The following is a 12204-nucleotide window of genomic DNA, read 5'->3' as shown; positions in this document are numbered from 1 at the left end:
CATCCTTGAAATAGACAGGCGCGACCCATGAAGATCAGCGGCGTGGATATTCGTCCCGGCAACAATATCGAATATGAAGGCGGCCTGTGGCGCGCCGTGAAGATCCAGCACACCCAGCCCGGCAAGGGCGGCGCCTATATGCAGGTGGAGCTGAAGAACCTGATCGATGGGCGCAAGAACAATGTGCGCTTCCGCTCTGCCGAGACGGTCGAGCGCATCCGCCTCGATACCAAGGATTTCCAGTATCTCTATGCCGAGGGCGACATGCTCGTCTTCATGGACACGGAAACCTATGAGCAGATCAACCTGCCCAACGATCTCGTGGGTGATGCCGCAGCGTTCCTGCAGGACGGCATGATGGTCATGCTCGAAATGTATGAAGAGCGCCCGATCAGCGTGCAGTTGCCCGAGACGGTCGAGGCGACCGTCGTCGAGGCGGACGCCGTGGTGAAGGGGCAGACCGCATCGGCGAGCTACAAGCCGGCGATTCTCGACAATGGCGTGCGCGTGATGGTGCCGCCGCACATCACCACCGGCACCCGGATCATCGTCGATGTCTACGAGCGCGAATATGTGAAGCGGGCCGACTGATGCGCGCCCTCCGCCTCGTCGCCGGGTCCACGCTGGCCCTGTCCCTTGCCTGGTCCGCGCCGCTGCTGGCGCAGGCCAAGCCCGCCAAGCCTGCGGGGCAGCCCAGCGAAGCCCAGCTTCAGCACGCGGCGGAGAATTTCCGCATCATGGTCAGCGGTCTGCAGTCCGACAAGATTCCGCAGCCGGTGAAGAGCATTCTCTTCACCTGCGCCTACGGGAATCCGTTCAGCAAGATCAGCGAGAATACCGACAAGCTGATGACCGAGAAGAAGCTGGACCGCAAAAATCCGACTCAGGTGCTCAGCGCCATGGCGGCCGTTTGCGGTTTGCGGCCCGAGATGGTCGCACCGCCCAAGAAGTGATTTCATTCCCTGACCGGCCGCTCTTCCGCGCCGGAGGAGACAGATTGACATGGTATCCCATTCCGGCCTGCTGACGGTCATCGAGCGCGCGGCCCGCAAGGTGGCTCCGCAACTGCGGCGCGACTTCGGCGAGGTTCAGCATCTTCAGGTCAGCCGCAAGGGGCCGGCCGACTTCGTGACTGTCGCCGACAAGAAGGCGGAAGATACGCTGGTCGCCGAGCTGAGCAAGGCGCGGCCGGACTGGGGCTTCCTGCTTGAGGAAGGCGGCGAGATCGCCGGCGATCCCATGAAGCCGCGCTGGGTGATCGATCCGCTCGATGGCACCACCAACTTCCTCCACGGCATCCCGCATTTCGCCATTTCCATCGCCGTGCAGGAGCCGCATCGCTCAGGGCAGGGCTGGGGCGAAGTGACGACCGGTATGATTTATCAGCCGATCACCGACGAGAGCTACTGGGCGGAGAAATCCCGTGGCGCGTGGCGGCATGACCAGCGCCTGCGTGTCTCGGCTCGTCGGGATCTGACCGAGGCCCTGATCGCCACTGGCATTCCGTTCATCGGCCATGGCGATTTTACCGAATGGAGCCGCATCTTCGGCGCCATCGCACCCTCGGTTGCGGGCATCCGCCGCTATGGCTCGGCCGCGCTCGATCTCGCTTGGGTGGCGTCCGGGCGCTATGACGGCTTCTGGGAGAGCGGCCTCTCGGCATGGGACGTGCAGGCCGGCATTCTTCTGGTGCGCGAGGCCGGCGGTTTCGTCACCGATTTCCGGGGTGGCGCCGAGCCCGTAGAGCGTCGCCAGGTGCTGGCCGCCAATGACGTGCTCCACAGCAAGCTCCACAAGCTGCTCGCCGGAGCGCTACGCAACATGTGATGCGGAACGGTCCGGCGCCGGCGACTATCGCTGCCGCCGTTTACCGGCCAACAAAAAAGAGCGCCCGCTGCTCGCCATTCGGCCAGCAGGGGCGCCCTTTTTGCATCTGGACGGCGCGTCAGCCTTCGACGGCCTCGCTGTTGAGCTGGATATAATTGGCCAGGCCCATGCGCTCGATCATCTCGAACTGCGTCTCCAGCTTGTCGACATGGTCTTCCTCGCTGTCGAGGATGTGCTGGAACAGGTCGCGGCTGACATAGTCGCGCACGCTCTCGCAATGCTGGATGGCATCGCGCAGCAGCGGGATCGCCTCCAGTTCGGTATCCAGGTCGGCCTTGAGCACTTCCTCGACCGTGCTGCCGATGCGCAGGCGCCCGAGCAGCTGGAAGTTGGGCAGGCCATCGAGAAACAGGATGCGCTCCGCCAGCTTGTCGGCGTGCTTCATCTCGTCGATCGATTCCTCATATTCGAACTTGGCGAGCTTCGAGATGCCCCAATGATCGAGAAGACGGTAGTGGAGGAAATACTGGTTGATGGCCGTCAGCTCGTTCTTGAGCGCGCCATTGAGAAATTCGATGACCTTTTCGTCACCCTTCATGTTCTGTCTCCATGTCGTCAGTCGATGGAACGGAACTAGCAGCAAAGCGGCAATAATTCACGCGAGAACGTCTCGCAACCATGGGTGCGATAGGTTCTTAATAGCGGCGCAGTTCTTCGCTAATGCCAATGATAGTCAGGAATGGGGCTTGGCTGGTCGGCTCAGGCCGTTGCCCAGGTGCCGGTCTGGCTCGGCGCATTGAGGCTGCGGCTGCAGCGCGCCCGGCAGGAGGATTGCTCTTCCACCATCACATCTTCCGCATGATCGAGGCAGATGCGACATTGCGGCGTTTTGCCGAGCGCCCGGTAGGCGCTTTCGGGACACGTCACACCCTGGCGAGCAACGCTGCGCAGTTCCTGTTCCGTGATCGCATTACAGATACAGACAAGCATGATTCGTTGATAGTGTTGTTGCGAGGCATTTGCAATCTCAGACGTGATCGAATGCGACGAATGGTTGGGCGTCCGTCCGCTCCTGTGCCCGGTGGAAGGGGCTCAGGCTCGGCCGATTTGTTGCGAATCATTCTCAGTCCGTCCAAGGGTTGCCTCGCAGGTGCAGCAGTCCTAAAGCGCCCCCATCAAAGGCTATTAAGCCTAGGGGATTCAAGTGGTCGATCTGTCGCAATATCTGCCGATCCTGCTGTTTCTGGTTGTCGCATTGGGCTTGTCGTGCGCGTTCGTGTTCCTGCCCATGGCCGTCGGCCGGCTGACGGGATCGCACAAGCCGGACCCGGAAAAGCTGAGCGAATATGAGTGCGGCTTTCCCGCATTCGAGGATCCGCGCAGTCAGTTCGACGTGCGCTTCTATCTCGTCGCGATCCTGTTCATCATCTTCGATCTGGAAGCGGCGTTTCTCTTCCCCTGGTCGGTGAGTCTGGCTGAGATCGGCTGGGCCGGCTGGGGCGCGATGATGATCTTCATTTTCGAGCTGGTGCTCGGCCTCGTCTATGCCTGGAAGAAGGGAGCACTCGATTGGGAGTAGAACTTGAACGGCCGGGCACGCTGGGCGCTCCGCTGATCGGGGTTCCGCCGGCCACGCAGCCAGATCCCGAATTCTTCAAGGCGCTCTCCACCGAGGTGAGCGATAAGGGCTTTCTCGTCACGTCGACGGAAGACCTGTTCAACTGGGCGCGTACCGGCTCGCTCTGGTGGATGACCTTCGGCCTCGCCTGCTGCGCGGTCGAGATGATCCATGTGAATATGCCGCGCTACGACATGGAGCGCTTCGGCGCTGCCCCGCGCGCGTCTCCGCGCCAGAGCGACGTGATGATCGTCGCCGGCACGCTGTGCAACAAGATGGCTCCGGCGCTGCGGAAGGTTTATGACCAGATGAGCGAGCCGAAATACGTCATTTCGATGGGCTCGTGCGCCAATGGCGGCGGCTATTATCATTACAGCTACAGCGTCGTGCGCGGCTGCGACCGGATCGTGCCCGTGGACATCTATGTCCCCGGCTGCCCGCCGACCGCCGAAGCACTGCTTTATGGCATCATGCAGCTCCAGCGGAAAATCCGCCGGGTCGGCACGATAGAGCGTTGAGGGGGCGGATATGGTGACAGCCGTTCATTCCGCACCGCGGGTCGAGCCGATCGAGGGTCTGGCCGATGCCATTCGCGCCGCGCTCGGCGATGCCGTGCTGGCGGTCAAAGATGCGCATTTCGAGCTGAGCGTGGGCGTGCAGCGCGAGGCGCTGGCCGATGCGTTGCAGCTTCTGCGCGATCGTTTCGACTATCAGCAGCTCATGGAGATCGCCGGGGTCGACTATCCCGAGCGAGCCGAGCGCTTTGAGGTCTGCTATCATCTGCTCTCGGTGACCAAGAACCATCGCCTGCGCGTTAAGGTGCGCACCGATGAGGATCATGCGGTGCCGACCGTCACGCACCTCTGGCCGGTCGCCGGCTGGCTCGAGCGTGAAGTGTTCGACATGTATGGCGTGCTGTTCGAGGGCAACACGGACCTGCGTCGCATCCTCACCGATTATGGTTTCAAGGGCTATCCGTTCCGCAAGGACTTCCCGCTCACCGGCTATGTCGAGCTGCGCTACTCGGAAGAGCAGAAGCGGGTGGTCTATGAGCCGGTGAAGCTGGCCCAGGACTTCCGCAGCTTCGACTTCATGAGCCCGTGGGAAGGCGCGCAATATGTGCTGCCGGGCGACGAGAAGGCCAAGGGCGAGGCGCCGGGTGCGCCCACGCCGCCGCCACCTCCGCCGCCACCCCCGCCAGCATCGGCTTCCCCGGACGCAAAGACGGCCAAGACGACGGACAAGCCTGCGGATACCGGTGCCGGTGCGCCCGCCGACAAGGCTGCGACCAAGCAGGCCCGTGCGCCGCGTGCCAAGAAGGCGGAGGTTGCGTCTGCGCCGGTGGAAGACACGCCCCCGGTGGAAAACAAGCCGAAGCGTACGCGCAAGCCCAAGACGCCCGAGGGTGACGCCTGATGTCCGAATATCTCGACAAGCTGGAGCATCTTGTTGACGACGCCGATCCGGCGCTCGGCGACACCGCGATCCAGAACTATACGATCAACTTCGGTCCGCAGCATCCCGCTGCGCACGGCGTGCTGCGTCTGGTCATGGAGCTCGAGGGCGAGATCGTGGAGCGCTGCGATCCGCATGTCGGCCTGCTGCACCGCGGCACCGAGAAACTGATCGAACACAAGACCTATCTGCAGGCGCTGCCCTATTTCGACCGGCTGGACTATTGCTCGCCGCTCGGCATGGAGCACAGCTATGTGCTGGCCATCGAGAAGCTGCTGAACCTCGAAGTGCCGCTGCGCGCCCAATATCTGCGCGTGTTCTTTGCGGAGCTGACGCGGATCAGCAACCACATGCTGAACCTCGGCTCGCACGTCATGGACGTCGGCGCGATGACGCCGAACCTGTGGATGTTCGAGATCCGCGAGGACTGCCTCAACTTCTTCGAGCGCGCTTCCGGTGCCCGCATGCACTCGGCTTACTTCCGTCCGGGCGGCGTTCATCAGGACGTGCCGCTCAAGCTGCTCACCGATATTGGCGACTGGCTCGACACGCGCCTGCCGCGCCTCTTCGAGGATGCGATCAGCCTGGTGGCGGACAACCGCATCTTCAAGCAGCGCAATGTCGACATCGCGGTTTGCTCCAAGGAAGACGCGCTGCGCTGGGGCTTCTCCGGCCCAATGCTCCGTGGCTCCGGCATTCCGTGGGACATCCGCAAGGCCCAGCCTTACGATGTCTACGATCGCATGGAGTTCGACGTGCCCGTCGGCACCAACTTCGACTGCTACGACCGGTTCATGGTGCGCGTGGAAGAGGTTCGCCAGTCGGCGCGGATCATGAAGCAGTGCTTGAACGAGATGCCGGACGGCCCGGTCGCTTCACTCGATCGCAAGGTCGTGCCGCCCAAGCGCGGCGAGATGAAGCAGTCGATGGAAGCACTCATCCACCACTTCAAGCTCTATACCGAGGGCTTCCACGTGCCCGAGGGCGAAGTCTACGTGGCGACCGAAAGCCCCAAGGGCGAGTTCGGCGTCTATCTGGTGAGCGACGGGACCAACAAACCCTATCGCTGCAAGATCCGTCCGACCGCATTCAGCCATCTGCAGGCGATGGACTTCCTGATGAAGGGTCACATGCTGGCCGACACCACCGCCGTGCTCGGCGCGATGGATATCGTGTTCGGGGAGTGCGACCGGTGAGCGTTGCAACCATGCTGTCCGCTGACGAGCGCATCGCCATCGCCCGCGAGATGATCGCGCGCTACAATCGTCAGGATGCCGACGCCTATGTCGAGCTGATGACGGACGAGGCCTGCGAGGCGAATTATCGCGGCGCGGTCGTGCGCGAAGGCAAGGAAGGGACCCGCTCGGGCCTCGCCGCCGCTTTCGCCAAATGGCCGCAGAACCATGCGGAGATCGTCGAGGCGCAGGCCATCGGCAGCTATGTGCTGATGCGCGAGCATGTCACGCGCGGCCCGGCCAGCGATGGCTCGGAGCTGGTCGAGCCGTTCGACGTGATCGCTGTCTATTCATTCGAGGGCGACAAGGTGTCGCGCGTGGAGTTCATTCGATGAGGGGCGACGCAACACCCGTCTGGTTGCATATCCTGGTGCTGAGCCTTGCCGGCATGGTGCTGATCGTGCTGGACCGCATGGCCGATGTTCCCGATGGCGTGGTCGCCGGGCTGGCATGCGCCACGGTCTATTTCTGGCTGACCTTCGGTGCACCGGCCTACAGCAAGCGGATCCGCGAGAATGGCTGACGCGCCCCAGATCCCCGATGAAGCCGAAGTCCGCGCCCGCTGGGGCGGTTTCGCCTGGACGCCGGAAAATGCCGAGCAGGCTAAGAAGGTCATCGCGCGCTATCCCGATGGCCGCCAGCAGTCGGCTGTGATGCCGCTGCTCGATCTTGCCCAGCGGCAGGTCGGTGCGGAGACGAACACGCAGGGCTGGCTGCCGATCCCGGTGATCGAATATGTCGCCGCCCAGCTCGATATGCCGTTCATGCGCGCCTATGAGGTCGCGACCTTCTACACCATGTACAATCTGGCGCCGGTCGGTCGGTTCCATGTGCAGGTGTGCGGCACGACGCCGTGCATGCTGCGCGGAAGCGACGATGTGCTGGCCGCCTGCAAGGCGAAGGGCCTTCACAAGGGCGGCACGACGGCCGATGGCCTGTTCACGCTCACCGAGGTCGAGTGCCTCGGCGCCTGCGCCAATGCGCCGATGGTCCAGATCAACGACGACAATTACGAAGACCTGACCTTTGAGAGCATGACGGCGATCCTCGACGATCTTGCGGCGGGCAAGCAGCCCAAGATCGGTCCGCAGATCGACCGCCAGACCAGCGCGCCCGAGGGCGGGCCGACTGCGACGAAGGCGATGGTCACCGAGAATCATGATTATCGGGGGGAATGGTAATGGCTGACGAAACGCCCGCCGCGCCGCCGCCCTTTGTCGGCCCGCTGGAAGACAAGGACCGCATCTTCACCAACGTCCATGGCTATCAGGACTGGCGCATCGACGCCGCCATGAAGCGGGGCGATTGGGACAATACCAAGAAGCTGCTGGAAATCGGCCAGGATGGCATCATCGACATCATGAAGGCCTCGGGCCTGCGTGGTCGCGGTGGCGCCGGCTTCCCGACCGGCATGAAGTGGAGCTTCATGCCCAAGGAAAGCAAGGACGGGCGTCCGAGCTTCCTGGTCATCAATGCGGACGAGTCCGAGCCGGGCTCGTGCAAGGACCGCGAGATCATCCGCCACGATCCGCACAAGCTGATCGAGGGCGCGCTCGTCGCCGGCTTCGCGATGCGCGCGCGGGCGGCCTATATCTACATCCGTGGCGAGTTCATCTACGAAGCGAAGGTGCTCTTCGCGGCGGTGGAAGAGGCTTATGCCAAGGGCTTCCTCGGCAAGAATGCCTGCGGCTCGGGCTATGATTTCGACGTGTTCGTGCATCGCGGGGCAGGGGCCTATATTTGCGGCGAGGAAACCGCGCAGATCGAGAGCCTCGAGGGCAAGAAGGGCCAGCCCCGCCTCAAGCCGCCATTCCCGGCGGGCGCGGGCCTCTATGGCTGCCCGACCACGGTCAACAATGTCGAGAGCATCGCGGTTGCGCCGACCATTCTGCGGCGCGGCGCCGGCTGGTTCTCCAGCTTCGGGCGCGAGAACAACCGCGGCACAAAGCTCTTCCAGATCAGCGGCCATGTGAACAAGCCGTGCGTGATCGAGGAGAGCATGAGCATCCCGTTCCGCGAACTGATCGATCGCCATTGCGGCGGCATTCGCGGCGGCTGGGACAATCTGCTGGCGGTCATCCCCGGCGGCTCTTCGGTGCCCCTGGTGCCGGCCGCCGAGATCATGGACGCGCCGATGGATTTCGATGGCCTGCGCGCGCTCGGCTCCGGCCTTGGCACGGCGGCGGTCATCGTCATGGACAAGTCGACCGACATCGTGCGGGCGATCGCGCGGCTCAGCTACTTCTACAAGCATGAGAGCTGCGGCCAGTGCACGCCCTGTCGCGAAGGCACCGGCTGGATGTGGCGCGTGATGGAGCGGCTTGTGCGCGGCGATGCCGAGGTGGAAGAGATCGACATGCTCTTCCAGGTCACCAAGCAGGTCGAAGGCCACACCATCTGCGCGCTCGGCGACGCAGCCGCCTGGCCGATCCAGGGCCTCATTCGCCATTTCCGCCCCGAGATCGAGCGCCGCATCGCGGCCAAGCGCGGCGGCGCCCCTGTGCTGGAGGCAGCGGAGTAATCATGCCCACAGTCAAAGTAGACGGCATCGACATCGAAGTGCCCGCCGGAGCCACCGTGCTTCAGGCGTGCGAGCTGGCCGGCAAGGAAATTCCGCGCTTCTGCTATCATGAGCGCCTCTCCATTGCGGGCAATTGCCGCATGTGCCTTGTCGAGGTGAAGCCCGGGCCGCCCAAGCCGCAAGCGAGCTGCGCGCTGCCGGCCGCTGATGGTCAGGAAATCCGCACCGACAGCGAGATGGTGAAGAAGGCCCGCGAGGGCGTGATGGAGTTCCTGCTCATCAATCACCCGCTCGATTGCCCGATCTGCGATCAGGGCGGCGAGTGCGATCTGCAGGACCAGTCCGTCGCTTATGGCCGTGGCCAGTCGCGCTACGACGAGAACAAGCGCGCGGTCACCGAGAAATATATGGGGCCCATCGTCAAGACGGTGATGACCCGCTGCATCCAGTGCACCCGCTGCGTGCGCTTTGCCGAGGAAGTGGCCGGCGTGCCGGAGATCGGCGCGATCTATCGCGGCGAGAACATGCAGATCACCACCTATCTGGAGCATGCCGCCAAGAGCGAGCTTTCCGGCAATGTGGTCGATCTCTGCCCGGTCGGCGCGCTGACGTCCAAGCCCTATGCCTTCGAGGCGCGGCCTTGGGAGCTGAAGAAGACGCTCGCCATCGACGTGATGGATGCGGTGGGCACCAACATCCGCATCGACAGCCGCGGCCGCGCCGTGCTGCGCGTGCTGCCGCGCGTCAATGATGACGTGAACGAGGAGTGGGCGAGCGACAAGACCCGCCACGCCGTTGACGGGCTGATGCGCAAGCGTCTGGACAAGCCCTATGTTCGCAAGGACGGCCAGCTCGTCGCCGCGACGTGGGACGAGGCCTTTGCGGCCATCGCTGCCGTGGCGAAAAGCGCCAACGGTTCGGTCGCGGCGATCGCCGGCGATCAGCTCGATTGCGAGACGATGTTCGCCGCGCGTGAGCTTGTCCATGGTCTTGGCGGTTCGCTGCTGGAAGGCCGTCAGGGCGGCCTTGATTATGACGTCTCCAGCCTCTCGGCGGTGAACTTCAATTCGACGCTCGCCGGCATCGAGACGGCGGACGCGATCCTGCTGGTCGGCACCAATCTGCGTTGGGAAGCGCCGCTGATCAACACGCGCATCCGTAAGGCGATCAAGAAGGGCGCCAAGGTCTGGACCATCGGGCCCGATGTGGACCTGACCTATAAGGTGACCTCGCTCGGCAACGATGCCGCGCTGCTCGCGAACCTGCCCAAGGATGTGCTTGATGCCTTCGCTGCGGCCAACCGCCCGGCGCTCATCATGGGCGGCGGTGCGCTGGCGGCCGCGGGCGTGCATGGCGCCGCACTGGCGGCGGTGAATACGATGGGTCTGATCAAGGCTGACTGGAACGGCTTCAACGTCGTCCACATGGCGGCCGCACGGATGGGCGGCCTGATGCTCGGCTATGCCGCGCAGGGCGGGGTGAAGGCGATCGCGCAGAGCGAGCCCAAGCTGCTGTTCCTTATGGGCGCGGACGATGTGCCGTTCGACCTCTTCGGCAAGAGCTTCAAGGTCTATGTCGGCCATCATGGCGACAAGGGCGCCCATGCAGCGGACGTGATCCTGCCCGGGGCGGCCTATACCGAGAAGGCCGGCACCTATGTGAACACGGAAGGTCGCGTGCAGCGGGGCGACAAGGCCGTGTTCGCGCCGGGCGATGCCCGCGAGGACTGGACGATCCTGCGCGCGCTTTCCGACGTGCTGGGCAAGAAGCTGCCGTTCGACAGCTTTGAGGCGCTGCGTGCGGCCATGTATGCCGCCGTCCCGGCGCTGGCGCAGGAAGGCCTGGTCGATTTTGGCTGGTCGGCCCCGTCGCTGGCGAGCAATGCTACCGGCCCGATTAGCCTGCCGATCAAGGACTTCTATCTGACCAACGCCATCTGTCGGGCCAGCCCGACGATGAAGCGCTGCTCGGCAGAACTGGTCATGGGTGAAGAGTTCGCGGAGGCCGCGGAATGACCGAGTTTTTCCAGACCTATCTGGGTACGGGCTTCGGCTGGTTCGTCGCCAACCTGATCCTCATCCTGCTCATCGCGCTGCCGCTCATGCTGGCGGTGGCGATGATCATCTATGCTGACCGCAAGATCTGGGCGGCGATGGCGCTGCGTCGCGGCCCGAACGTTGTTGGTCCCTTTGGCCTGCTCCAGTCCTTTGCGGACGGCCTCAAGGTCTTCCTGCAGGAAACGATCATCCCGAGCGCGGCCAACAAGGGCCTGTTCATTCTTGCGCCGATCATCACCTTCACGGTGGCACTGCTGGCCTGGGCGGTGATCCCATTCGATGCCGGAATGGTGCTGGCGGACATCAATGTCGGCCTGCTCTATATTCTCGCGATCAGCTCGCTCGGCGTTTACGGCGTGGTGATCTCGGGCTGGGCCTCCAACTCCAAATATCCCTTCTTCTCTGCGATGCGCGCCAGTGCGCAGATGATCTCCTATGAGGTCTCGATCGGCTTCGTGTTGATCAGCGTCGTGCTCTGGTCGGGCAGCTTCAATCTCTCGATCATCGTCGAGACGCAGCGCAGCTATTATGGCTTCCTCAACGGCCATGGCTTCAACCCGCTGCTCTTCCCGATGGCGGTGGTGTTCCTCATCTCGTCCATGGCGGAGACGGCGCGGGCGCCCTTCGACCTGACCGAGGCGGAATCCGAGCTCGTCGCCGGCTACCAGACCGAATATTCGTCGATGAGCTTCGCGCTCTTCTGGCTCGGTGAATATGCCAACGTCATCCTGATGTGCCTGCTCAACGCGCTGCTCTTCTGGGGTGGCTATCTGCCGCCGATCGACTGGGCGCCGCTCTACGTTGTGCCGGGCATCATCTGGCTGCTGGGCAAGACCTTCGTGTTCTTCTTCATCTTCTCATGGGTGAAGGCGACGGTGCCCCGCTTCCGCTATGACCAGCTGATGCGGCTGGGCTGGAAGGTCTTCCTGCCGCTCTCGCTCTTCTTCGTATTCCTCGTGTCCGGGTTCCTGATGTTGACCCGCTATGGAGGCGGCGCATGATTGCGCATCTCGTCAAATCCTTCACCCTCTGGGAGTTTTTGAAGGCGCACGCTTTAACCTTGAAGTATTTCTTCAAGCCCAAGGCGACCATCAACTACCCCTATGAGAAGAACCCGATCTCGCCCCGCTTCCGCGGCGAGCATGCGCTGCGCCGTTATCCCAATGGCGAGGAACGCTGCATCGCGTGCAAGCTGTGCGAGGCAATCTGCCCGGCGCAGGCGATCACCATCGAGGCGCAGCCGCGCGACGATGGCTCGCGCCGCACGACGCGCTACGATATCGACATGGTGAAGTGCATCTATTGCGGCTTCTGCCAGGAAGCCTGCCCGGTCGACGCGATCGTGGAAGGCCCGAACTTCGAGTTTGCCACGGAAACCCGTGAAGAACTCTATTACGACAAGGCGAAACTGCTCGCCAATGGTGACAAATGGGAGCGGGCAATCGCGGCGAACCTTGCCGCCGATGCCCCCTACCGTTAAGGCGCCGCGAA

General features: G+C 63.3%; 16 protein-coding genes. 14 read left to right on the top strand and 2 right to left on the bottom strand.

Annotated features, from left to right (window positions below):
• Positions 1 to 27: 27 nt before the first annotated feature.
• The 3 genes from efp to M2337_RS14110 are packed head-to-tail and all read left to right on the top strand — an operon-like array spanning position 28 to position 1827.
• A complete protein-coding gene (gene efp / locus M2337_RS14120) occupies positions 28 to 591 on the top strand; it encodes an elongation factor P (protein ID WP_181560089.1) in 564 nt (187 codons plus the stop codon).
• Entirely contained in the window at positions 591 to 953 is a 363-nt protein-coding gene (locus M2337_RS14115; protein ID WP_264570758.1) for a hypothetical protein, read from the top strand. Before efp ends, M2337_RS14115 begins: the two co-directional genes overlap by 1 nt.
• A 49-nt stretch (positions 954 to 1002) precedes the next feature.
• Positions 1003 to 1827 (top strand): inositol monophosphatase family protein, encoded by an 825-nt coding sequence (locus M2337_RS14110; protein WP_181560087.1) that lies wholly within the window; start codon positions 1003 to 1005, stop codon positions 1825 to 1827.
• Positions 1828 to 1945: 118 nt separating this feature from the next.
• Here M2337_RS14110 and bfr read toward each other — a convergent pair whose 3' ends face one another.
• Both bfr and M2337_RS14100 read right to left on the bottom strand, forming a co-directional pair.
• Positions 1946 to 2425 (bottom strand): bacterioferritin, encoded by a 480-nt coding sequence (gene bfr / locus M2337_RS14105; protein ID WP_181560086.1) that lies wholly within the window; start codon positions 2423 to 2425, stop codon positions 1946 to 1948.
• 161 nt (positions 2426 to 2586) lie between these two features.
• The gene (locus M2337_RS14100; protein WP_264570757.1) at positions 2587 to 2817 is read right to left on the bottom strand and encodes a bacterioferritin-associated ferredoxin; all 231 of its coding nucleotides are present in this window, start codon (positions 2815 to 2817) and stop codon (positions 2587 to 2589) included.
• 214 nt (positions 2818 to 3031) lie between these two features.
• Between M2337_RS14100 and M2337_RS14095 the strand changes: the two genes are divergently transcribed.
• From M2337_RS14095 to nuoI, 11 genes are read left to right on the top strand one after another with little or no spacing between them, the layout of a single operon-like run.
• Positions 3032 to 3406 carry an NADH-quinone oxidoreductase subunit A gene (locus M2337_RS14095; protein WP_181560085.1) on the top strand — a complete coding sequence of 125 codons (375 nt, stop codon included), beginning with the start codon at positions 3032 to 3034 and terminating at the stop codon, positions 3404 to 3406.
• Positions 3397 to 3963 (top strand): NuoB/complex I 20 kDa subunit family protein, encoded by a 567-nt coding sequence (locus M2337_RS14090; protein ID WP_181560084.1) that lies wholly within the window; start codon positions 3397 to 3399, stop codon positions 3961 to 3963. Before M2337_RS14095 ends, M2337_RS14090 begins: the two co-directional genes overlap by 10 nt.
• Before the next feature lie 10 nt (positions 3964 to 3973).
• Positions 3974 to 4861, top strand: coding sequence for an NADH-quinone oxidoreductase subunit C (locus M2337_RS14085; RefSeq protein WP_264570756.1), 888 nt, complete (start codon positions 3974 to 3976; stop codon positions 4859 to 4861).
• Positions 4861 to 6096, top strand: coding sequence for an NADH-quinone oxidoreductase subunit D (locus M2337_RS14080; protein WP_264570755.1), 1236 nt, complete (start codon positions 4861 to 4863; stop codon positions 6094 to 6096). Before M2337_RS14085 ends, M2337_RS14080 begins: the two co-directional genes overlap by 1 nt.
• 11 nt (positions 6097 to 6107) lie before the next feature.
• A complete protein-coding gene (locus M2337_RS14075) occupies positions 6108 to 6470 on the top strand; it encodes a nuclear transport factor 2 family protein (RefSeq protein ID WP_264572273.1) in 363 nt (120 codons plus the stop codon).
• A complete protein-coding gene (locus tag M2337_RS14070; RefSeq protein WP_181560082.1) occupies positions 6467 to 6658 on the top strand; it encodes a hypothetical protein in 192 nt (63 codons plus the stop codon). Before M2337_RS14075 ends, M2337_RS14070 begins: the two co-directional genes overlap by 4 nt.
• Positions 6651 to 7316, top strand: coding sequence for a complex I 24 kDa subunit family protein (locus M2337_RS14065; protein ID WP_264570754.1), 666 nt, complete (start codon positions 6651 to 6653; stop codon positions 7314 to 7316). The genes M2337_RS14070 and M2337_RS14065 overlap by 8 nt, the downstream gene beginning before the upstream one ends.
• Complete coding sequence (gene nuoF, locus M2337_RS14060; protein ID WP_264570753.1) at positions 7316 to 8656, top strand: NADH-quinone oxidoreductase subunit NuoF; 1341 nt, start codon at positions 7316 to 7318, stop codon at positions 8654 to 8656. Before M2337_RS14065 ends, nuoF begins: the two co-directional genes overlap by 1 nt.
• A 2-nt stretch (positions 8657 to 8658) precedes the next feature.
• Positions 8659 to 10671, top strand: a complete 2013-nt coding sequence (nuoG, locus tag M2337_RS14055) for an NADH-quinone oxidoreductase subunit NuoG (protein WP_264570752.1) — start codon at positions 8659 to 8661, stop codon at positions 10669 to 10671.
• The gene (gene nuoH, locus M2337_RS14050; RefSeq protein ID WP_264570751.1) at positions 10668 to 11714 is read left to right on the top strand and encodes an NADH-quinone oxidoreductase subunit NuoH; all 1047 of its coding nucleotides are present in this window, start codon (positions 10668 to 10670) and stop codon (positions 11712 to 11714) included. The genes nuoG and nuoH overlap by 4 nt, the downstream gene beginning before the upstream one ends.
• Positions 11711 to 12193 (top strand): NADH-quinone oxidoreductase subunit NuoI, encoded by a 483-nt coding sequence (gene nuoI, locus M2337_RS14045; RefSeq protein ID WP_264570750.1) that lies wholly within the window; start codon positions 11711 to 11713, stop codon positions 12191 to 12193. Before nuoH ends, nuoI begins: the two co-directional genes overlap by 4 nt.
• The last annotated feature ends 11 nt before the right edge of the window (positions 12194 to 12204 follow it).

Origin of the sequence: Sphingobium sp. B2D3A (assembly GCF_025961795.1) — a bacterium.
In the GTDB taxonomy this organism is placed as follows: domain Bacteria; phylum Pseudomonadota; class Alphaproteobacteria; order Sphingomonadales; family Sphingomonadaceae; genus Sphingobium.
The sequence above is the reverse complement of the archived record's forward strand: the minus strand, read 5'-3'. Positions and strand labels throughout refer to the sequence as shown.